General features: G+C 70.0%; 16 protein-coding genes and 2 tRNA genes. 9 read left to right on the top strand and 9 right to left on the bottom strand.

Annotated elements, in window-relative coordinates:
• Positions 1 to 14 precede the first annotated feature (14 nt).
• From BLQ62_RS08160 to BLQ62_RS08170, 3 genes are read right to left on the bottom strand one after another with little or no spacing between them, the layout of a single operon-like run.
• Complete coding sequence (locus tag BLQ62_RS08160) at positions 15 to 941, bottom strand: hypothetical protein (protein WP_139184178.1); 927 nt, start codon at positions 939 to 941, stop codon at positions 15 to 17.
• Positions 941 to 2,722, bottom strand: a complete 1,782-nt coding sequence (locus tag BLQ62_RS08165) for a sulfite reductase subunit alpha (protein ID WP_068566033.1) — start codon at positions 2,720 to 2,722, stop codon at positions 941 to 943. The genes BLQ62_RS08160 and BLQ62_RS08165 overlap by 1 nt, the downstream gene beginning before the upstream one ends.
• Positions 2,719 to 8,253 carry a glutamate synthase-related protein gene (locus tag BLQ62_RS08170; protein ID WP_068566031.1) on the bottom strand — a complete coding sequence of 1,845 codons (5,535 nt, stop codon included), beginning with the start codon at positions 8,251 to 8,253 and terminating at the stop codon, positions 2,719 to 2,721. The genes BLQ62_RS08165 and BLQ62_RS08170 overlap by 4 nt, the downstream gene beginning before the upstream one ends.
• 132 nt (positions 8,254 to 8,385) lie before the next feature.
• Between BLQ62_RS08170 and BLQ62_RS08175 the strand changes: the two genes are divergently transcribed.
• Entirely contained in the window at positions 8,386 to 8,910 is a 525-nt protein-coding gene (locus BLQ62_RS08175) for a GNAT family N-acetyltransferase (RefSeq protein WP_068566030.1), read from the top strand.
• 116 nt (positions 8,911 to 9,026) lie between these two features.
• Here BLQ62_RS08175 and BLQ62_RS08180 read toward each other — a convergent pair.
• Together BLQ62_RS08180 and orn are read right to left on the bottom strand one after the other, a co-directional pair.
• Positions 9,027 to 9,099 (bottom strand) — tRNA-His (locus tag BLQ62_RS08180).
• A 101-nt stretch (positions 9,100 to 9,200) separates the two neighbouring features.
• Positions 9,201 to 9,797: an oligoribonuclease gene (orn, locus tag BLQ62_RS08185; protein WP_068536284.1), complete on the bottom strand. Its 597-nt coding sequence runs from the start codon at positions 9,795 to 9,797 to the stop codon at positions 9,201 to 9,203.
• A 67-nt stretch (positions 9,798 to 9,864) separates the two neighbouring features.
• Here orn and BLQ62_RS08190 point away from each other — a divergent pair, with 67 nt between their 5' ends.
• Both BLQ62_RS08190 and BLQ62_RS08195 read left to right on the top strand, forming a co-directional pair.
• The gene (locus BLQ62_RS08190) at positions 9,865 to 10,872 is read left to right on the top strand and encodes a pyridoxamine 5'-phosphate oxidase family protein (RefSeq protein WP_068566027.1); all 1,008 of its coding nucleotides are present in this window, start codon (positions 9,865 to 9,867) and stop codon (positions 10,870 to 10,872) included.
• A gap of 27 nt (positions 10,873 to 10,899) precedes the next feature.
• Complete coding sequence (locus BLQ62_RS08195) at positions 10,900 to 12,447, top strand: helicase HerA-like domain-containing protein (protein WP_068566025.1); 1,548 nt, start codon at positions 10,900 to 10,902, stop codon at positions 12,445 to 12,447.
• A gap of 83 nt (positions 12,448 to 12,530) precedes the next feature.
• Here the strand turns inward: BLQ62_RS08195 and BLQ62_RS08200 are convergent, their stop codons facing one another.
• Complete coding sequence (locus tag BLQ62_RS08200; protein WP_068536290.1) at positions 12,531 to 13,043, bottom strand: hypothetical protein; 513 nt, start codon at positions 13,041 to 13,043, stop codon at positions 12,531 to 12,533.
• Positions 13,043 to 13,849: a mycolate reductase gene (cmrA, locus tag BLQ62_RS08205; protein ID WP_068536292.1), complete on the bottom strand. Its 807-nt coding sequence runs from the start codon at positions 13,847 to 13,849 to the stop codon at positions 13,043 to 13,045. The genes BLQ62_RS08200 and cmrA overlap by 1 nt, the downstream gene beginning before the upstream one ends.
• A 189-nt stretch (positions 13,850 to 14,038) precedes the next feature.
• Here cmrA and BLQ62_RS08210 point away from each other — a divergent pair, with 189 nt between their 5' ends.
• Positions 14,039 to 14,482 (top strand): DoxX family protein, encoded by a 444-nt coding sequence (locus tag BLQ62_RS08210; protein WP_068566023.1) that lies wholly within the window; start codon positions 14,039 to 14,041, stop codon positions 14,480 to 14,482.
• A 100-nt stretch (positions 14,483 to 14,582) separates the two neighbouring features.
• Here the strand turns inward: BLQ62_RS08210 and BLQ62_RS08215 are convergent, their stop codons facing one another.
• Positions 14,583 to 16,613 carry an NADPH-dependent 2,4-dienoyl-CoA reductase gene (locus BLQ62_RS08215; protein WP_068536295.1) on the bottom strand — a complete coding sequence of 677 codons (2,031 nt, stop codon included), beginning with the start codon at positions 16,611 to 16,613 and terminating at the stop codon, positions 14,583 to 14,585.
• Between the two features lie 10 nt (positions 16,614 to 16,623).
• Positions 16,624 to 17,190: a PadR family transcriptional regulator gene (locus BLQ62_RS08220; RefSeq protein WP_068536415.1), complete on the bottom strand. Its 567-nt coding sequence runs from the start codon at positions 17,188 to 17,190 to the stop codon at positions 16,624 to 16,626.
• 159 nt (positions 17,191 to 17,349) lie between these two features.
• Here BLQ62_RS08220 and BLQ62_RS08225 point away from each other — a divergent pair, with 159 nt between their 5' ends.
• From BLQ62_RS08225 to BLQ62_RS08245, 5 genes are all read left to right on the top strand, one after another.
• On the top strand, positions 17,350 to 17,898 hold the full coding sequence (locus BLQ62_RS08225; protein ID WP_068566022.1) for a hypothetical protein: 549 nt from the start codon (positions 17,350 to 17,352) through the stop codon (positions 17,896 to 17,898).
• 76 nt (positions 17,899 to 17,974) lie between these two features.
• Positions 17,975 to 18,048, top strand: a tRNA-Arg gene (locus BLQ62_RS08230).
• A 156-nt stretch (positions 18,049 to 18,204) separates the two neighbouring features.
• The gene (locus BLQ62_RS08235) at positions 18,205 to 19,587 is read left to right on the top strand and encodes a CitMHS family transporter (protein WP_068566020.1); all 1,383 of its coding nucleotides are present in this window, start codon (positions 18,205 to 18,207) and stop codon (positions 19,585 to 19,587) included.
• 28 nt (positions 19,588 to 19,615) lie between these two features.
• On the top strand, positions 19,616 to 21,241 hold the full coding sequence (locus tag BLQ62_RS08240) for a sensor histidine kinase (protein WP_068566017.1): 1,626 nt from the start codon (positions 19,616 to 19,618) through the stop codon (positions 21,239 to 21,241).
• Positions 21,234 to 21,893: a response regulator gene (locus BLQ62_RS08245; protein ID WP_068536302.1), complete on the top strand. Its 660-nt coding sequence runs from the start codon at positions 21,234 to 21,236 to the stop codon at positions 21,891 to 21,893. Before BLQ62_RS08240 ends, BLQ62_RS08245 begins: the two co-directional genes overlap by 8 nt.
• Positions 21,894 to 21,971 lie beyond the last annotated feature (78 nt).

Below are 21,971 nucleotides of genomic sequence, written 5' to 3' on the forward strand. Positions count from 1 at the left end.
CTTCGGGGGTTGTGTCACGCGGCGTTCTCGCACAGCGACTGCGCCATCGCTTCCCATGCCGGTCGGACGTCGGCGTCGACCCGGCCGAACTGCGTGAGCAACGCCGAGCACGCACCACCCGCGTCGTACATCTCGATGGTCGAGACGGTCCCGCCCTCGCCCTGCGAGCGCACGACGGCGCAGCCGTCCACCCGGGCCAGGTCGATGTCGACCGCGGCGTCCGCGAAACCCGTGAGGAGCCTCGGCCCCTCGCGCAGTGCGGCGTGGATCGGGCCGCGGCAGGCCTGCGCGACGCCGTCCGAGACGACGGCGAAGTCGGTCGGCAGGCCGCTGTCGCAGAGGTACTCGAAGATCCGCGGAATCCACTCGGGGGCGATGGGGCAGTAGCGCTCGGCCCCCGCCGCGCAGAGTGCCCGCAGTCGCTCGCGACCGCCGGTGAGGATCGGGTCGATCACCGCGTCGCCGACTCCGCCCGGTGATCTGTGCGGATCTGCGCCGAACAACATGCCGCCGTGTGGATCGGAGGGCGACAGGTGGCCCAGTGCTCGCACGATCATCCGGTCGGGGTCGCCGGTCACGAACGCCCGGTGCACTGCCGCACCGCGCCGGTCGGTGAGACCGACCATGCTGGCGTCGGCGGGCCCGCCGGGGGTGTCCTCATCGGTGACTGCGCCCACCACCCGGTCCGGAACGAAGCGCAGCGCGATTCGGCCGGAGGCCGGTGCGAACTCCTCGCCGCACACCGTCGGGCGAGCGTAGCGCCCCTCGTGCGCGAGCGTGGCGATCATCGACTCGGTCACGGCCACAGCGGTATCGAGGAGGGGGAACGCCCCCGCGACCTGGGTGGCGGAGGCACCGTCGACGGCGACGCTGCCGCGCGAACGCTGCAGTGGGCACCGGCCCCGGTCGCGGCCGCACCCGGGACAGTGCCGGGCCCGCATCAATACACGTCCCGCACGTAGCGCTTCTCCCGTTTGAGCGTCGCGACGTATTCGTCCGCGTCCTCGGCTCCGCGGCCCCGTTCCGTGGCGATCACCTCGCGCAGGGCGCGATCGACGTCCTTGGCCATCCGCGAGGCGTCGCCGCACACGTAGAAGTAGCCGCCGTCCTCGAGCCAGGCGTAGAGCTCCCGCGATGCCTCGACCATCCGGGTCTGCACGTAGATCTTCTCCGTCTGGTCCCGGGAGAAGGCCAGGTCCAGGCGGTGCAGCACACCTGACGCGGTGAGCTCGTCCAGCTCGTCGGCGTAGATGAAGTCGCTCGCGCGGTGCTGGTCGCCGAACAACAGCCAGTTCCGGCCCGCGGCGGATGAGGCGGCGCGCTCGTGCAGGAACGCGCGGAACGGGGCGATGCCCGTGCCGGGACCGACCATGATCGCGGGCCGCTCGGGGTCGGCAGGGACTCGGAACGCCGCATTGGGCTGTAATGAGATCCCCGCGACGTCGGCATCGGAGCAACGGTCCGCGAGGAAGGTCGAACACACACCCTGGTGTTCACGACCGGTTCCCGCACCGTGGCGGACCGCGGCCACGGTCAGGTGGATGCGGTCGGGACTGGTGAGCGGGCTCGACGAGATGGAGTAGGCCCGCGGCTGCAAGGGGCGCAGCAGGTCCGGGAGCTCTGCGGGGTCGAGCCGGGCGTCCTCGCAGCCGTGCAGGAGGTCGAGGACATCGCGTCCCCACAGCCATGAGTCCAGTGTCTCGCGCTCTCCGCGGGCGAGGACGGCCGCGAGCTCGGAGCCGGGCGCACGATCCGCGAGTGTCTTGAGCAGGTCCTTCGACGGGGTGCGTATCTCCCAGTCCGAGGTCAGTCGCGCGGCGAGCGGCGCGCCATCGACATCGGTGTCCGGCGCTGCGCCGAGGCGCGCGAGCAGAGCATCGACCAGCGTGGGAGCGTTGCGCGGCATCACGTTCAGGGCGTCGCCCGCCGCGTACTCGATGCCGCTGTCGGCGAGGTCGAACTCGAAATGGCGGATCTCCTTCGCGCTCCCGGCACCGGAGAGCAAGCGGTTCACCACGAGCCGGGAGGGGAAGGGATTCTTCTTGTTCCATCGCGACCGGGGCTTCGACGGTGCCGCCGGACCTGACGCCGTCGCCACCGCTGCGGCGTCGGTGGGATCGAGGTGCGCCGCGACCGCCCGCAGCCTCCCGGCCACCTCGGTCATCCAGGCGGAGGCCGGCTCCTCGAAGTCCACGTCGCAGTCCACCCTCGGTGCCAGGCGTTGGGCTCCGAGCTGCTCGAGGCGGGTGTCGATGATCTGGCCGGCACGGCAGAAGCCCTCGTAGCCGCTGTCGCCCAGTGCGAGGACCGAGAAGGCGAGATGTTCCAATCGCGGCGCGGAATCGGCGGACAACGCGTCCCAGAACAGTTCCGCGTTGTCGGGCATCTCGCCCTCGCCGTAGGTCGAGGTGACCACCAGCAGGTGTGATGCGGCGGCGAGGCTCTCCGGGGTGGCGTCGTCGAGCGCGGCGAGGTCGGCGCCGAGCCCGGTCTCCCGTAGGAGTCCGACGAGGCGCTCCGCGAGTTCCTCGCTGTTGCCGGTCTGCGTCCCGTAGAGCACGTTCGCGTGGAGCGTGGCAGTGCTCGCGGACTCCGACTGCTCGGCCTGCGCCGCGGCCAGGCCTGCGAGGAACCCGGACAACCAGGCCCGCTGCCCTCCGGTGAAGACGTCGATGAGCGCGGACGAATCCGCTTCGGGGAGTGCGTAGGTGGGTGCACTCATGCCAGAGTCTCCTTCGCGAATCGCACCAGGTCCGGCATCGCTCCCTCGACCAGCATCGCGTCGATCGCTGCGTCGTCGAGGACGGCGGCATTACGCGCGCGGTGGTGCAGGATCCAGCCGTAGGTGCCGGGAGCGTCCATGCTGAGGACGTTCCGCTCCTCGAGCGAGGTGGTGTAGTCGCCCAGGCGCTTGGTGGCGATGAGCGCCGCGAGCTCTGCGTCCTCGAAGGTGTCGAGCCGGCCGCGCAGGTATTTGGTGAGACGTTGCCGGACCGCGAAGTCCTCGGTGAGCACCAGGTTCCGGGCGCGGGCCGACACCCGGGGGTCGTCGTGCCCCGTCGCACCCGCGACGCGTTCTGCCGCCACCTCCTGTGCCAGCGACAGCACGGTGAACGAGGAGAGCAGCGAGAACGCCTGTGGGGAGCGGGTGTCGCCGAACCGCGGTGCCAGCCCGTCGCCGACGGGCGTGCCCGCACGCAGCGAGCGCTTGAACTCGCGGAGGCGGTCAGTCGCGACGGAGCCCGCCAGCTCGTCGAGCAGATCCTTGCGACCGTGGGCCGCCCAGATGTGATCGGCGTCCTGGTAGTGCATGAGCGCTAGAGGAGTGCCCACCGCGATGTTCTCGCGCGTGGTGGCCCAGTCCTCGAGCAGACCTGTGGCGAGTGGGGATCCGGTCGCCTCCGAGTGCCAGGCGAGCATGGCGCGCACGGCGACCTCGTGGAAGGGCGGGGTGTGGGGGCCCACGAGCGGCTCGACGTGCAGCGAGGAACTCGCGGCGCTCGCGACCCGACCGTCGGGGTCGTACTGATAGACGAAACCGCCGCTCATGCCGTTGCCCAGGCCCTTGCCGAAGCCGCCGAGGTTGAGTACTGCACCGCCGGTCATGTACTCGCAGCAGTACTCGCCGACCCCCTCGACGACGGCGGTGGCGCCCGAATTCCGTACTGCGAAGCGGTCGCCCGCCTCGCCCTGCACGAAGGTGCGCCCGCCGGTGGCGCCGAACAGCGCGAAGTTGCCGATCAGAACGTTCGCCCCGGAAGCGGCGCCGCCGCCGCCGGGGGAGCGGACCACCACGCGGCCGCCGCATTGGCTCTTGCCGACGCCGTCGTTGGCGGTTCCGGTGTGCTGCAATTCCATGCCGTCGGTGCAGAAGACGCCGTAGGACTGCCCGGCGCTGCCGTGCGAGAGCACACGGACGGCCCCGTCGGCGAGGAAGCGGCGCCCGCGCTCGTCGGTGAGGACGGCGGGATGGTCGTCGGGTACCGGGACGCCGGCGAACGCTCCACGCTGGTCCGCCTCGGGGTGGTTGAGCAGTCGCTCCAGATCGACGGCGAGCTGGCCGCCCACCGACTTGTTCGGGTTCGACAGCGCAATCCCGGCAACGGTGATCGACTCCGCGTTCGCGGTGAACAGGCGGTCACGGACCTCGCGGAGCAGGTGGTCGTCCACCGAGTAGTCCTTCTCGAGGTACACGGGGTCGACGACGGTCCGCGGCGCAGGGGCGTGGAGCATCGCCCGCACGTCGAGGTGACCGACGGCGGCGGGGTGTTCCAGGAGCTGCAGGAGGTCTGTGCGGCCGCGAGCCTCGCGCAGTGATCGGAGTCCGAGCCGCGCGAGCAGGCCGCGCACGTCGTGCGCGATGTTGAGCAGGTACTGCGCGAGTGCGCGCGGATCCCCGTCGAACACCTCGGGATTGGTGGTGAGGCCGGCCGGGCACTTGAGGTTGCAGTTCTTGGCCATGACGCACTTGAGCATCATCAGGGCCGTGGTGCCGAACTCGAACGAGTCGCCGCCGAGCAGCGCGGAGACCACCACGTCGCCACCGGTCTGGTGTGCTCCGGAACAGCGCAGTGTCACCTTGTCGCGCAGGCCGTTCGCGACCAGGGCCTGGTGTACTTCGGCTACGCCGATCTCGGCGGAGCGGCCGGCGTACTTGAGGCTGGTCACGGCCGCGGCCCCGGTGCCGCCGGTGTTGCCGGCGACGTTGATCACATCGGCACCCGCTTTCGCGACGCCGACCGCGATCGTGCCGATGCCCTCGGAGGAGACGAGTTTGACGACCACCCGCACGCGGGCCGCCTTGCAGTCGTGGATCAGCTGGGCCAAGTCCTCGATCGAATAGGTGTCGTGGTGGGGCGGGGGAGAGATCAGCTCGATGCCGGGGGTGCCCCCGCGGGCCGCCGCGATGTCGACGGTGACCTTCGGCCCCGGAAGCTGTCCGCCCTCGCCGGGCTTGGCGCCCTGACCGATCTTGATCTCGAGCTCCTCGAGCATCGGGTCCGCGAGGTATCCGGACCAGATGCCGAACCGGCCGGAGGCGAACTGCTTGATCCGCGAGCCGCGGATGGTGCCGTAGCGGGTGCGGTGCTCGCCGCCCTCGCCGCAGTTCGACATTCCGCCGACCATGTTGGTGCCGTGCGCGACCGCCTCGTGGGCGCTGGCGACGAGCGCGCCGTGACTCATCGCTCCGGACGCCAGCGTGCGTGTGATCTCGTGTGCGGGTTGCACGTCGTCGAGATCGAGCGAGCGGGGCGCCGCGCACAGCAGGGCCAGGTACCGCCGCGCTCGCCCGGTGGCCTCGATCAGCGCGCCGGTCGAGGGCCCTGCCTCGACCGAGACCTCGTCGGCGAACAGTTCGCGGAGGAAGTCGGCGAACCCGGTGTAGGCCGCAGCGGCGTCGTTCTGCGGTAGGTCCGTCAGGTGCACCACGAACCGGCCTTCCTCCGGGGCGTGCACGGTGAGGCCGCGCGTCGGCAGGCTCGCGTTGCCGTCCAGTGAGAATCGGGCCAGCTCCCGGTGGAACTCCTGTGCCGTCGTGAGCATCGTGACGTCCGCGGGCAGTGCCAACACATCGCGGAGCGCCGACGGGCGTCGCTCGCGTTCGACCAGCGTGGCGGCGAGGAATTCGCGGTAGCCGTCGGTGATCTCGAAGCCGTCGATCTGACGCGGGAGCAGCGCTTTGAAGCCGCTGTTGCGGTACGCGGCGTCGTCGAGCCCGAAGGCGTCGTCGAGGCGCGAGAGCGTGAGCAGGCGCAGCGAGGTGGATCCGATGCCGTCGGGACCGGTCAGGGCCAGGGGCTCCTCGGCCATCCGGGTGAAGCCGCGGACGGCGTTGATGCCGTAGGAGTGTCCGGCACCGTCGGAGCGCTCCTTGAACAGGCCCAGCAGCGGTACGTCGTGCTCCTCGGCGACGGACGCCGCGCGTTCGTGCCAATCGGTGTTCGCCTCCGCGATCCTGGTGAAGCCGACGCCCCCGACGGGGGCGTCCAGATGCGGGAAGTACCGGGCCAGTACGGGATCGCGGGTATCCAGGTAGTTGGGCTCGAAGAACTGGCCGCCGATGTACGACTCGGCGGTGCACAGACCGACGCGGCCCATCGTCTTCGCGAGCGCCTTCTCCGCGGCCTTGCGGAACCGGTCGAAAGCGCGGTCGGTGTCGGTGAGCTCGGTGGCGGGCGCGGCCTCCGACGGGAACCTCTCCTCGGCCCGGAGACGAGCGGACAGAGAATAGGCTGCGGACGCACCGAATCCCAGCGCTGAGGCGATGTGGTGCGAGGACGGCAGCTGGCCGCTCTCGGCGACGAGGGAGAGGCGCAGCCGCAGGCCAGTTTCGGTGAGCCGGACATCCACCGCGGCGAGTGCCAGCAGTAGCGGCAGCGGCGCCTGCTCCCGGGAGACGGCACGGTCGGTGAGCACGGCGATACCGCCGCCACCGCGTGCGAACTCCTCCACCTCGTCGCACAGCCGCTCGACCGCCGCGAGGACGGACTCGGCGTTGGCGTCGGCATCGCCGGGGGCCGGGCGGTAGAGCAGGTCGAAGTGTTCGACGGGGGTGACCTCCTGGAAGCGGAGCTTCACCATGTCCAGGTGGCTGAGGATCGGCGATTCCACGACGATCTGCGGTGTGCGGTGTCCGTGCTCGGCGTTGCCCAGCGCCACCCGCATGCTCATGGCGTCGGCCTCTCGGATGGAGTCCAGAGGAGGGTTCGTCACTTGGGCGAAGCGCTGCGAGAAGTACTTGGCCATGCCGCCCTCGTGGTCCGAGAGTGCGTTGATCGCGTTGCCGTAGCCCATCGCGGAGATCCGCTCGGCACCGTCGGCGAGCATCGGATCGAGGAGAAACCGGAAGCTCTCCTGGTTGAGCGAGTAGGCGACGTACCGCCCGTGCAGGCTGAGATCGCCGGGGTAGCCGAGCGTTCCGGTGTCGCGCTGGATGACCGGCGGCGCGATGTCGGCGAGGTTCACTCGCGCGGCGCTCAGCAGTGCGGCGTAGTCGCGGCGCGCTGCCAGCAGTTCGAGGGCCTCCGCGGTGCGGCGGACCCGACCGTCGCCGGCCCGGTGATCCACGTAGAGCATGCCGCCGGCCTCGATGCGTCCGCGGTGGAGCACCTCGTTCGAAGGAAAGGGCACCTGCCCGGCCTCGGACGCGACGACGACGTACTCGGCGGTCTCGACGGTGCGCAGGGGCCGCAGCCCCAGACGGTCGAGGCGCGCGCCCACGACGTCGCCGTCGGAGAAGATCAGTGCGGCCGGTCCGTCGTTCTTCTCCTCACTGAGGGAGAAGAACTCGAGCATGTCGCGGACCGGACGCGGGACTGAGCGGTCGTTCTCCCATGCCGGCGGCATGAGCGAGACGACGGCCTCCACCAGGCCCAGCCCGTCGTCGAACACTCGGCTCTGCAACGACTGGTCGAGCCGACTCGAATCCGACTGCCCCGGCGGTCGGACGATGGTGCGCGCCTTGGCGCGGGCGACGGCGTCGTCGGCGAGGCGGTTCTTGCGGTCGGTGTTGAGCTCGCCGTTGTGCGCCATCAAACGGAAGGGCTGCGCCATCGAGGGGTGCGGCTCGGTGTTGGTGGAGAAGCGGGTGTGGAAGTACAAGGTGCACACGGAGTGCCGCGGGTCCGTGAGATCGGTGAAGTACCGGATCACCTCGTCGGCGTTCAGCCTGCCCTTGAGCGTCTGCGTGCGTGTGCTCAGCGACAGCGGATAGAGGCCCGCGAGATCCGGCGCGTCGTATGCGGCGCGTTCGATCGCGAGAAGCGCCGCGTTGGCGGCGCGGTCCACGTCGATCCGCGGAAGCTGCGCCGGTGCCGTGAACACCCACTGCGTGATCGCGAGTTGGTAGGGCAGAGCGGCGGGACGGAGCGCGGTGGGATCGACCGGGACGTCGCGCTCGGTGACCACCGCGAAACCGTGCTCGACGAGCGCCGCACGGACCAGTTCCCGAGCGGCCGGGCCCTGCCCGGGATCGGATGGCAGGAACAGGTTGGCGACGCCGAATCGGCCGCGTTCGAGGGGCGCGCCGGTGATCGCCCGGAAGAACTCCACGGACAGGTCGACGTTGACCCCGGCCCCGTCGCCCACGCCTTCGGCGGACATGCCACCGCGGTGGGGGATGGCGCACAGCGCGTGCTCGCCGTGGGCGATCACGTCGTGGTGCTGGGTGCCGTCCTTGCGGGTGATGAAGCCGACGCCGCAGGCGCTCGACTCCCGGGTGGGGTCGTACAGACCGATTCGTGGTTCGTTCAACGGATCACTCTCACTCGGGGCGCAGTACCTGAAGTGAGAATGGTAAGGCTAACCTTATGATCGCGCCATGTGTGGTCCGTCACGCGCCCGAATTCGGTTGCCTCGGGCCCGGTCGCGCCCCACACTGCGGTCATGGACCCCGTCGAGCTGCGCACCCCTCACCTGATTCTGCGTCGCCCCAACGGCGGCGACGCCCCGGCGATCGCGGAGGCGTGCGCCGACCCTGGAATTCAGCGGTACGTCCCGGTTCCGTCCCCGTACACCGAGGGTGATGCGCGCGAGTTCGTGGCGACCGCCGTGCGCGAGTGGGAGGCGGACGAGTCGTACGCCTTCGTCGCGCTGGCCGGCGCTGATCTCGTCGGCGTCTCGCAGCTCACTCGGAAAGAGGCTGGGCTCGTGGAGTTGGGCTACTGGGCCGCGCCGGGCAATCGCCGCTGCGGTTACACACTCGAGGCGGCCCGGCGTGTGTGCCAATGGGGCTTCGACATCCTCGGTATTCACCGCATCGACTGGTGGGCCGTGGTGGGGAACCACGGTTCCCGCGCGGTCGCGGAGTCGATCGGCTTCGAGGTGGAGGGCGTACTGCGGCAGCGGGCGATGCTCCGCGGGGTTCCGCAGGACTGGTGGATCGGTGGCCTGCTCACCAGGCCGGACTGATCCGCGATCATCGTGCTGCATCCGCAGCGGTGGTCGGTTGATGTTCAGTTGTGCGCAGCCACGAAAAAACCCGGTCTCGCAACGAATCCTGTTGCAAGACCGGGCTTTTCATCCGGGGTGGATGACGGGACTCGAACCCGCGACAGCCAGAATCACAATCTGGTGCTCTACCAACTGAACTACACCCACCAGGTGCCTGGGATCGCCAGGCTCGAAGAACTTTACCCGACGGTTCCGGCGGAATCCAATCGGTATGGGCTCTGCGCGGTCGAGGGCGATGACCTGCGCTTTCAGGCCGGTCCGAGTTCCTGCACCGCGGCGGTGATCTGGTCTGTCGTCGGGCCGGGCGCGGGTACGAAGGCGGTACTGCGGTAGTACTTGAGCTCCCTGATCGACTCGCGGATGTCCGCGAGCGCGCGGTGGGCGAGGCCCTTGTCGGGCTGGCCGAAGTAGATGCGCGGGTACCAGCGCCGGCACAACTCCTTGATCGAGCTGACGTCGACCATCCGGTAGTGCAGGAAGCCGTCCAGCTCGGGCATCTCCTTGGCGATGAACCGGCGGTCGGTGGCGATCGAATTGCCGGCGAGCGGCACGGCGCCGGCCTCGATGTGCTCGCGCAGGTAGGCGAGCACGGCCTCCTCGGCCTCGCGCACCGTCACCGTCGAGCTGCGGACCTCCTCTGTCAGGCCCGAGCGGGCGTGCATCTCCTGCACGACCGGGGGCATGGCCGCGAGCGCGGCGTCGTCCGCGTGGATCACCAGATCGACGCCCTCGCCGAGGATGTTCAAGTCGCTGTCGGTCACCAGGGCGGCGATCTCGATGAGCCGGTCGGAGTTCAGGTCGAGGCCGGTCATCTCACAATCGACCCACACGAGTTTGTCGTCCACGCGATCAGCGTAGCCAACGCCGTCCGCGGACAGAGGTCGGCAGGGTTGAAGAGGGTAGCCTGTCCTCATGAACATGGTCGGATCGGTCACCGAGCTCGAGGGCGCCGTCGGCAAGCCGGTCGCGGCGATGGCGCTCAAGACGATCGACCACCTCGACGAGCACTGCCGATCGATCCTGGCCGTCTCGTCGGCGGGGGTGCTCGGGTATCTCGACGAGGCCGGCGTGCAGCGCACACGGCTCCTCGGCGGCGCGCCGGGCTTCGCCGCCGTCGCCTCGCCGAACCGGCTGGAGTGCGCCCTTCCCGCCGACGCGGCACCCGGCGGGGCGTCGCTCCTGATGCTCGTCCCCGGGTGGCGCGAGACGCTGCGGATCAACGGCGCCATCCACGACGGCGGCTTCGTGGTGCGCGAGGCCTATCTGCACTGCGGGAAGGCGGTGATCCGCTCCGGTCTGTGGGGGAGCGCCGCGCCCACGGGGGCGACGGCCGAGTCCGAGGGCGCGTCGGTGGGGCAGGACGCCGCCGCGTTCCTCCGAGCGGCGCCGTTCGCGGTGATCAGTTCGCGGGACGAGGACGGTCGCGCCGATACCAGCCCCCGCGGCGATCCGGCCGGTGATCTGAGCCTCCTCAGTCCCACGACCGTCGCCATCGCGGACCGCCCGGGCAACCGGCGCACCGACACCCTGCACAACCTCGTCGAGAACCCTGCGGTGGCCCTGCTCGCTCTCGTTCCGGGCGACGGCCGCACCCTCGAGCTGACCGGCACGGCCGGCATCAGCACCGACGAAACTCTGCGCGAGCAGCTCGCCGAGCGGGGGAAGGCGCCCAAGGCGGTCATCGTCGTCGAGGTCTCCCGTGCGCGACTCGCCCGGAGTGACGCGATCGCCGCGGCCGCCCTGTGGGACACGAGCCGGCACGTGGATCCGGCCGGCCTGCCGCGCCCGTCGGCGGTGTGGACCGACCACGTCAAGGCCAACAAATCGGGCGGCGTCGGAGCCCGGGTGCTGCGAGCCGTGGCGAACGAGCGCGTGATGCGCGCCGGCATCGACCTCGACTACCGCCAGAACCTCTACTGACCCCGGCCTCACGCTAGGGTTTGCTGCGTGACTGACAACGCGAACTCCCCGGCGCAGACGATCGCCGCCGGCTACGAATTCTCGGGGCCTGCCCTGGAGCTCGGGACCGTCCTCGTGGACGGCACCGTCGACCCGTCGGCCAAGGTGCGCATCCCGCTGGCCATGATGAACCGGCACGGCCTCGTCGCCGGCGCCACGGGCACCGGCAAGACGAAGACGCTGCAGCTGATCGTCGAGCAGCTCTCGGCCAACGGCGTGCCCGTCGTCCTCGCCGATATCAAGGGCGACCTCGCCGGCCTGTCCAAGCCCGGCGAGGCCAACGACAAGACCGCCGCGCGCGCCACCGACACGGGCGACGAGTGGAAGCCCGCCTCGGTGCCGACGGAGTTCGTCTCCCTCGGCACCAACGGCGTCGGCGTCCCGATCCGTGCCACCATCTCCTCGTTCGGCCCGATCCTGCTGTCGAAGGTGCTCGGCCTCAACGCGACCCAGGAGTCGACCCTCGGACTGATCTTCCACTGGGCCGACCAGAACCAGCTCGAGCTGCTCGACCTCAAGGATCTCCGCTCGGTGATCCAGTACCTGACTTCCGCGGAGGGGAAGGCCGATCTCGAGGGCATCGGCGGCGTCAGCAAGCAGACCGCCGGCGTGATCCTGCGCGCCCTGGTCAACCTCGAGGCCGAGGGCGGCGATACCTTCTTCGGCGAGCCCGAGATCGACATGGGCGACCTGCTGCGCACCGCAGGCGGACAGGGCGTGGTCACCCTGTTCGAGCTCGGCGATCAGGCCGCGCGCCCGACGCTGTTCTCCACCTTCCTGATGTGGGTGCTCGCGGACCTGTTCCAGTACCTGCCCGAGGCGGGCGACCTGGACAAGCCCAAGCTCGTCTTCATCTTCGACGAGGCGCACCTGCTGTTCGCGGACGCCAGCAAGGCGTTCAAGGACCAGGTCGAGCAGACCGTCAAGCTGATCCGATCGAAGGGCGTGGGCGTCTTCTTCTGTTCGCAGCTGCCCACCGACATCCCGAACCAGGTCCTCAGCCAGCTCGGTGCGCGCATCCAGCACGCCCTGCGCGCCTTCACGCCGGAGGACCAGGCCGCGCTGAGCAAGACGGTCAAGACCTACCCGACCTCGCCGGCGTACAAGCTCGACGAGGCCCTCACCAGCCTCGGCATCGGCGAGGCGATCGTCACCGTGCTCTCCGACAAGGGCGCGCCGACGCCCGTCGCGTGGACCCGCCTGCGGGCCCCGCGCTCGCTCATGTCGGCGATCGGTGACGATGCGATGCGCTCGGCCGCGCAGGGCTCGCAGCTGTGGGCCAAGTACTCGCAGACCGTCGACAACCTCTCCGCGTTCGAGAAGCTCGCGCAGAACGCCCAGCAGGCGCAGCAGGAGAGTGCGCCGGCCGAGCAGGCGCCGCCGCCCCCGCCCGCGCCGAAGAAGGAGGAGGAAGAGTCCTCCTGGGCCGCGGATGTGATGAAGAACCCCGCGGTGAAGTCCTTCCTGCGCTCCGCCGCGTCCGCCGCCGGCCGCGAGATCTCCCGCAGCATCTTCGGCACCAAGCGTCGCCGCTGAGCGACCAGCGCGACTGAGAAGTCCCGTCATTTCTCTCAAGGATCCTTGAGAGAAATGACCGGACTTTCGTCGTGGTGGAGGAGCTATCTCGACTTCGCCACACGGCGAAGGAGGTCGAACTCCGCCTCGGGTACCAGCTGGGACGGGATCGCGTCGAACAGGGTCCCGCCGCGGTAGCGGATGACCACGATCGAACCGACGCGTCGCGCCGCGGTGATCGCCGCGTAGTCGATCACGCTCGTGGTGAACGGAGTGATGAGGGACAGCGCGGTCGGCCCGAACCCTGTGGCCCACACCGTTCCGGGGGATGTCATGGCCTTCATGGCCGTGAGGTAGTAGAGGTAGCAGAGCAGGAACACGATCCCGAGCAAGACGGCGACCACGATCGTCATGAAGACTCCCAGACCGATGTCGTACAGGTAGTCGCGGATCACGAGCACCGTGATCATGGCGTACAGCACCCACCACAATCTGTTCCACATCGTCGCCCGCGCGGCGGACACCGCGGCGCGCGACGCATCGCCCGGTCCCGCGACCCACTGGTACTGGATCGGCGGGAACGGGCGCTGCGGCGGTGTCGGCCCGGCGGGGTGCATCAGTTGCCGGCGAGCTTCTTGTACATCTCGCCGACGATGGGCGCCATGATGCCGCGCGGCGTGTAGTTGCCCGCCATGGACATGCCCTTCGAGAGCAGGCCCGGTACGACGCGCATCTTGTTCTTCTCCAGCGCGTCCAGGGTGACGCGCGCGGTGTATTCGGTGTTGACCCAGAGGAACTCGGGGACGACCTTCTCCACCGTGGAGCGGTCCTCGGGATCGGGGAGCTCCGTGCGCACGGGGCCGGGGGCGAGCAGGGTGACGTGCACGCCGGTCTTCTTGAGCTCACCGCGCAGCGACTCGGAGAAGGTGTTGGCGAAGGCCTTCGACGCCGCGTAGGTGGCGTTGTTCGGGATCGGCATGTTGCCGGCGGCGGAACCGGTGATCATGATGCCGCCGCTGCCGCGCTCGACCATCTGCGGCAGCACTGCGAGGGTGAGATCGTGGACGGCGTTCGCGTTGAGCTCGAGCTGCGCGCGCTCGTAGTCGAAGTCCAGATCGATGACACGGCCGAAGGTCGCGGTGCCGGCGTTGTTGCAGAGGATGGAGATCTCGCGGCCCGCGAGCTCCGTGCAGAGCTCGCCGCGGGCGACGTGATCGGAGAGATCGACGCCGCGGACCTCGGCCTCCACCCCGAACTCGGCGCGCAGCTTCGCGGCCAGTTCCTCCATGGGGCCGGTGCTGCGGGCCACGAGGATCACCGAGTGGCCCCGACGGGCGAGCTCCGTCGCAAGGGCGACACCGATGCCGGAGGAACCGCCGGTCACGACGGCGCGGGCGGACGAATGGGGTGCGGGTACTGGCATGGGTCAGATCGTACGGGAGGGCGGGAACGCGCCGACATTGCGAAGATCACCCCGCGACCGACCCGATCACGGGGCGCGCGAGGAGCGATTGCGATCACGGCGGACCTGCGACGACGCCGTTCGAGTGGCGCGATACCGAGGTTGCCATTAGGTTAGCCTCGCCAATGCTGCTCACTCGAAGGTGAAGACATGAACCGCTGGGCCCCGTACTACCTGTCCGCACTCCGGATCGTGACGGGCGTGCTCTTCGCGCTCCACGGCGCCGCGACCTTCTGGGGCTTCCTCGACGGCCGCCGCTCGAGCCCCGAGGTCTTCGCCTGGCCCAGTTGGTGGGGTGCCGTGATCCAACTGGTCGGCGGTCTTCTCATCGCGGTCGGCGCGCTCACCCGTCCCGCGGCGATCATCGCCTCCGGCTCCATGGCGTACGCGTACTTCGCCTTCCACGCCGGCGACGGCCTCTCGCCGCTCGCCAACCACGGCGAGCTCTCGGTGCTCTACTGCTGGGTGCTCCTGCTGTTCGCATTCACGGGCCCGGGGCCGATCAGCTTCGACGCCCTCCTCGGTCGCCGTCGGGCGGGAGATCTGGATGCCCCCGCCGCCGACGTGCGGGGCGCGGCGGAACCGGCGCTCTGACCCAGGGGGTCCCGCGCCGCCCCGCGTGATCGATCGGCCGGGACGAGGAGGGCGGACCGCGGCCGTGCCGCGATCCGCCCCTTGCCGTGTCGGCGCCGCGCTACAGCGCCGCGGCCACTTCGGTGCCCTGGCGGATCGCCCGCTTGGCGTCCAGTTCGGCCGCCAGCGCGGCGCCGCCGATGACGTGCGCCTTCACACCGCGCTCGGCGAGCGCCTCGTCGAGGTCGCGCACCGACTCCTGGCCGGTGCACAGGATCACGGTCTCGACGTCGAGCACGCGGGCGTCCTTGCGCTCCTCGCCGAAGGTGATGTGCAGCCCGGCGTCGTCGACCTTCTCGTAGTTGACGCCCTTGAGCTGCTCCACGCCCTTCATCTTCACGGTCGCGCGGTGGACCCAGCCGGTGGTCTTGCCGAGGCCGATGCCCTGCGGGGTGCTCTTGCGCTGCAGCATGTACACCTTCGACCGGGTCGACGGTGCCGGCGCCGGCTTGGTGACGAAGCCGGGCACGTCGCCCTGGCGGGTGACGCCCCACTCGGCGTTCCACTCGTCCAGGTGCAGGGTGGGGGACTTGTCGGTGGTGACGAACTCGGCCACGTCGAAGCCGATGCCGCCGGCGCCCATGATCGCGACGGTGTCGCCGATCTCCTTGGCGCCGCTGATCGCCTCGGCGTAGGTGATGACCTTCGGGTGGTCGACGCCGGGGAACGACGGGACGCGGGGCACCACGCCGGTCGCGATGATCACTTCGTCGAACTTGCCGGCCAGATCGTCGACCGAGGCCCGGGTGTTCAGGTGCACCGTCACCTGGTTGCGGTCCAGCATCGTCGTGAAGTAGCGGATCGTCTCGTTGAACTCCTCCTTGCCGGGGATCTTCGCGGCGTAGCCGAACTGGCCGCCGATGTGATCGCCCGCCTCAAAGAGCTCCACCTTGTGGCCGCACTCGGCGGCGCTGACCGCGGCCGAGAGGCCCGCCGGGCCGGCGCCCACGACGGCGACGCGCTTGGCCGAACGCGTCGGCGCCAGAACGAGATCCGTCTCGCGGCCGGCGCGCGGGTTGACCAGGCAGGAGACCTTCTTGTGCACGAAGGCGTGATCGAGGCACGCCTGGTTGCAGCCGATGCAGGTGTTGATCTCCTCCGCGCGCTCGTCGCGCGCCTTGTTCGCCCACTCGGGGTCGGCGAGCAGCGGGCGGGCGATCTGCACCAACTGGGCGTCGCCGCGCTCGAGGAGTTCCTCGGCGGTGGCGGGCATGTTGATGCGGTTCGCGGCGCACACGGGGATGTTCACGGCGCGGGTCACGTCCGCGGTGAAGGCGGCGAACGCGGCGCGCGGCACCGAGGTCACGATCGTGGGGACGCGGGCCTCGTGCCAGCCGATGTCGGTGTTGAGGATGTCGACGCCGGCGGCCTCGAGCTTGTGCGCGAGCGAGAGGATGTCGTCGCGGGTCTGGCCCTCCTCGACGAAGTCCGCCATTGACAGCCGGAACACCACGATGAAGTCCTTGCCGCAGCGCTTGCGGATCTCCTTGACGATCTCGACCGGGAAGCGCTGGCGGTTCTCCGCCGAGCCGCCCCACTCGTCGGTGCGCTTGTTGGTGCGCGCGGCGAGGAACTGGTTGATGAGGTAGCCCTCGCCGCCCATCACCTCGACGCCGTCGTAGCCGGCCTTCTGCGCGGTGCGCGCGGCGTTGCCGAAGTCGCGGATGGTCTTGCGGACCTCGAAGCCCGACATCGCGCGGGGCTTGAACGGGTTGATGGGCGCCTTGATCGCGCTGGCGGAGGCGCTGAGCGGGTTGTACGAATAGCGGCCCGCGTGCAGCAACTGCATCGCGATCTTGCCGCCCTCCTTGTGCACCGCGTCGGTCACCCGCTTGTGCAGGAGGGAATCGATCGGCGAGGACATCTTCGCGCCTGCGGGCAGCAGCCAGCCGGTGATGTTGGGGGAGTAGCCGCCGGTGATGATGAGGCCGACGCCGCCCTTCGCGCGCGCCGCGAAGTACGCCGCGAGCTTGCCGATGTCCCACGGCATGTCCTCGAGGCCGGTGTGCATGGAGCCCATGACGACGCGGTTCTTCAGGGTCGTGTGACCGAGGTCGAGGGGCTCGAACAGGTGGGGGTACTTGGCTGACATGGCTGATCCTCTAATCCACTGATGCGGGGCTGGGGCTGGGGCTGGTCGGGGCGAGCGCGGCCAGGACCTCGTCGAGCCAATCGACGGTGCCCTGTTCCGAGAGCACGCCCCCGCGCAGTACGAGGTACTGCTGCAGATCGGTGCCGGTGAGGCAGGAGGGGGAGGGGTAATCGCGACTCTCGAAGGTGCGGAAGAGCTCGGCACGTTCGGCGTGCAGGTCCCGGACCCGGCGGATCTCGTCGGTCAGGTCCGGCAGGTCCGACGGTGCCGCGCCCCGGATCTTGGTGGCGAGTTCGCGCCGGTCGGTCGCGTCCTTGCCGGGGGTGCGGATCCACTCCGAGAGGGTCTTGCGGCCGGTGTCGGTGATCGAGTAGACCTTCTTGTCCGGCTTGCCGTCCTGGGCCTGTTCGACGTAGGTGACGAGGCCGTTCTCGGTCATCCGTGCCAGCGTCTTGTAGATCTGCTGGTGCGAGGCGCGCCACCAGTGCCCGATCGACCGGTCGAACCGCCGGGTGAGCTGATACCCGGAGCCCGATCGCTCGCTCAGGGAGACCAGGAGCGCGTGTTCGAGAGCCACGGGACCGACGGTACCGCCGCTCACCGGCATGTGCAACTAGTTGCAGTGCGTGTGGATGCGTATCTGCGGCCCTCTGGCGGTGACGACTACCCTGAACGGGACCACCGGCGGCGCGGGCGAGCCCGGCACCGTCGATGCCGACCCTTCTGTGAGGAGCGCATGAGCTACTACGACCCCCGTGACGATCGCACGCGGCAGTACGGCCCGGCGGACGGCTACCAGCAGGGGTACGAGGATGCGTACGCCGAGCAGCCGCAGGCGCGGCCCGCTGCGCCCAGGGAGGCCCCGCCGCTCGACATCCCCAAGTTCGTCATGGGATCCGTGCTGGTCGCAGTGGTCGCCGGACTCGCCGCCTGGCTGCTCACCGCGGCGCTCAACGCGATCTACCGGCTCTCGGACGCTCCGGCGTTCGCCGCCGCGCAGCGTCCCCTGACGATGACGATCGCCTCGGCGACGTTCCTCACGCTCATCGGCGCGGCGCTGCTCGCGACACTCATCGTCAGTGCGCCGCGACCCGGTCTGTTCTTCGGCCTGATCGCCACGCTGGCCGGCCTGGCCATCACGCTCGGCCCGCTGCTGTCCGGCGCCACCAGCTGGCAGATGTGGATCTCGACCGGCCTGATCAACGCCATGCTCGCCGTGCTGATCCCGATCCTGCTTCTCATGGTGGGGCGCGCCACCGTCGACCCGCGGCGGGTGCAACTCTGACCGACTCCGAGGGCGGGTGAACCCGGCCCTCGCGGGCTGGTCGGCGGCGCTTCGTCCGTTACGATGACCTCGCCATGCCTCCGTAGCTCAGTTGGATAGAGCAAGAGCCTTCTAATCTCTAGGTCGCAGGTTCGATTCCTGCCGGGGGCGCAACGTCGATCCGCTCCGCGCCTGTGTTCCGGCGACATCTCCTCGCCGCGCAAAACGCGCAGAAGTGCGAGTAATAAGCACAAGCTCGCGCTGTGAACCGCGTCACCACCATGCTCCTCGTGTTAACCCGATCACGTTCTACACGAGGAGAAACCCATGCTGACAGTCCTAGGACTGACCATGGTCGCGGCGTTCATGGTGGTCATCATGAACCGCCGTGCGACCCCGATCGTCGCCCTGATCGCCGTCCCGGTGGTCTTCGGCCTGCTTGCGGGAGCGGGTACGGGCATCGGGACGATGATCACCGACGGCATCGAGGACCTCGCACCCACGGCGGCGATGCTGTTCTTCGCCATCGTCTTCTTCGGCGTGATGATCGACGTCGGGCTGTTCGACCCGGTCGTCAAGGCGGTGGTCCGTGTCGTCGGCGAGGACCCCGCGAAGCTCGTACTCGGCACCGCCGTCCTCGCGGCAGTGGTCTCCCTCGACGGTGACGGCTCCACCACCTTCATCGTCACCACCTCGGCGCTGCTGCCGCTCTACCTCAAGCTCGGCGTCAGCCCGGTGGTCCTCACCGTGGTCGCGGGACTGGCGAACGGGACGATGAACATCCTGCCCTGGGGCGGCCCGACGGCGCGTGCGGCCGCGGCCCTGAAGATCTCGCCGTCCGAGGTGTTCGTTCCGATGATCCCGTCGCTCGTGGCGGGAATGGTCGTGGTCCTCGCCTTCGCCTGGCACCTCGGACTGATGGAGCGCCGCCGCATCGGCAGCATCGTGATCCGCGATCGCGTCCTCGCGGGCGTCGGCGGGGGCGGGGGCTCCGGTGCGGGCGGCGATGTCTCCGTGGACGACGCCGGCACGCCCGTCCCGCCGACCGGCGGCACCGAGGGCGGCGCGCTGACCCCGATCAGCGGGACGCACGGCAACCCGAAGCTGCTGTGGTTCAACACCGGCATCACCGTCGCTCTGCTGGCCGTGCTCACGCTGGATCTGCTACCGATCCCGGTGTTGTTCATGATCGCCGCGGCGATCGCGCTGGCCGTCAACTTCCCGAAGGTCGCCGATCAGCAGGAGGCCATCACCCGGCACTCGAAGTCGATCGTTTCGGTCGTCGGAATGGTCTTCGCCGCAGCGGTTCTGACCGGTGTCTTCAAGGGCACTGGCATGGTGGACTCGGTCGCCGCCTGGGTCACCGACATCATCCCGTCGTCGATGGGGCCGCATCTCGCCGTCATCACCGGCATTCTGTCGATCCCGTTCACCTTCCTGATGTCCAACGACGCCTTCTACTTCGGCGTGCTGCCCGTGCTCTCGGAGACGGCGAGCCACTACGGGATCAGCGCCGCCGAGATGGCCCGTGCCTCGATCACCGGCCAGCCCTTCCACATGCAGAGCCCGTTGGTACCCGCCATCCTGTTGCTCGTCGCGCTCGCGGGCGTCGGACTCGGCGATCACCACAAGAAGGTGCTGTGGCGCGCCTTCGTCGTCTCCATCGTGATGCTCGTGGTCGGTGTCCTGCTCGGCCAGATCCCCTTCTGAGAACGGATCGGATGACTAGGCTGAGCCGATGCCCGGGATCCGGCTGCGCACGCAGATCCTCCTGCTCCAGGTGGCGATCATCGTCGTCAGCCTCGCCGCCGGCTTCGGCATCGTCCTGCACCGGGTCGATGCGGACACCCGCGAGGAGTACGGGCAGCGGGCGGCGGTGATCGCCGAAACGGTGGCTTCCGACACCGATGTCCGCGCCGGCGCCGCAGCCCAGTCGGCCGCACGCCGCGCGGGCCGTCCCGCCTCCCGCGAGGAGCTCGCGGCCGCTCCGCTGCAGCGCCAGGCCGTGGCCATCACCGAACGGACGGGCGTGCTCTTCGTGGTGATCGCCGACGATGCGGGGTACCGCATCGCCCACCCGGACCCGGCTCAGCTGGCTGCGCCGCTCAGCACGGACCCGTCCACCGCGCTCGGCGGCGACGTCGAGGTAACGCGGCAGCAGGGCACCCTGGGTGACTCGGTGCGGGCGAAGGCGCCGGTCCTGGATGCGGACGGCACCGTCGTCGGACTGGTGAGCGTGGGCATCTCGACGGAGACCGTCGCGCGGGACGCGCGGCACACCCTCCTCCTGCTGGCGGGACTCGCTGCCCTCGCCCTCGTCGTCGGCGTCATCGGTTCCGCCCTCCTGGCCCGACGGTGGCGCCGCCTCACCCTCGGGCTGGAGCCGGAGGAGATGGCGGAACTGATCCGCGAACAGAACGCCGTCCTGTACTCGGGCTCGGAAGGAGTGATCGCCATCGACGCGCAGGGCATCGTCCGCGTGATCAACGACCGGGCCCGCGAGCTGCTCGGCGTCACCGCCGCGACGGGAACCCCGCTCGCGGACCTCGGCCTGACCGAGCGGGTCGCCGGGGTCGTCGCGACGCCGACCGAGGTGCCCGTCGCGGCGGCCGTGAACGAGCGGGTCGTACTCGTGGCCTCGCGCCGCGTACATCGCGGCGACACCGATCTCGGCACCGTGCTCACCGCCGTCGACCGCACCGACGTCGAGGCGCTGACCCGTGAGCTCGACTCGGTGCAGGCGATGAGCGCGGCACTGCGCGCGCAGCGCCACGAGTCGGCGAACCGGGTCCACGTCGTCGCCGGACTGCTTCGCGACGGCCGCACCGATGAGGCCCTGGCCTACCTCGACGAGATCGCCGGCCGCGCGGGCGTCCTCCCGGTCTCCGGCCTCGACCGACTCGACGAGCCGCACCTGCGGGCCTTCGTCTCCGCCAAGGCGGCGCGGGCCCGCGAACGGGGAGTCGTCCTGCGCGTCGGCGCCGACACCGCGCTCGTCGGCGTGCTCACGCACCTGGTCGATACCACCACCCTCGTCGGCAACCTCCTCGACAACGCCATCGACGCGGCCGGCGACGGCCCCGAACCGCGAGAGGTGGAACTCGACGTGCTCCGCGACGGCGACGACCTCGCCGTCATCGTCGTCGACAGCGGCCCCGGCTTCGCCGTCGACGACCCGTTCGCCGAGGGGGTGAGCACCCGCACCGACCCGACGGTGCCCGGCGGGCGCGGGCTCGGGCTGGTCATCGCGAGGCAGGTCGCCCGCGGGCACGGGGGAGACGTGAGCGTGGTCGCCCGGGGCGGCGACGGGGAGCCCACCACCGTGATGGCCACACTGCCCGAGGGGGTGCGCGACGATGCCTGACGACCTGCGGATCCTCGTGGTCGACGACGACTTCCGGGTGGCCGCGATGCACGCGCAGATCGTGGACGCCATGGTCGGTCTCACCACGGCGGGCTCCGCGCGCACGCTGTCGGAGGCGCGCGCGATCCTGAGCCGCGACCGGGTCGACCTCGCCCTCGTCGACGTCTACCTCCCCGACGGCTCCGGCATCGATCTGGTCCGCGAGATGCGCTGTGACGCCTTCATCCTCGGCGCCGCGGACGACGCCGTCAGCGTGCGGGAGGGCTTCGCGGCGGGCGCGCTGCAGTACCTCATCAAGCCCTTCGCGACGACGGAGCTCGCTCGCCGGCTCGGCGCCTACACGGCGTACCGCCGGATCCTGGGGACGGCGGAGGTCACCCAGGAGCAGGTCGACGCCGCCGCCTCGGTGCTGCGCAGTGAACGGCCGCCTCAGCGCCGCGACGAGGGCGGCTCCGTCACCGAACGACGGATCGTCGAAGCGCTGCGCGCCGCACACGCACCGATGCTCGCCGACGACATCGCCGCCGAGGTCGGCGTCTCGCCGGCGACCGCCCGCCGGTACCTCGCGGAGCTGGTCCGGGACGGCACGCTCACGATGGCGCTGCAGTACGGCGCCACCGGCAGACCGCGGCAGCGGTACACGCTGAGCTGAACCGGCTTCCGCACGGCGCGGTGTCCGCGAGCGGATCGATCGACTCGCCGGGTACCGCGCCCCCGGTGGCGCTAGAGT

The organism is Tsukamurella pulmonis (genome assembly GCF_900103175.1).
Taxonomy (GTDB): Bacteria; Actinomycetota; Actinomycetes; order Mycobacteriales; family Mycobacteriaceae; genus Tsukamurella; species Tsukamurella pulmonis.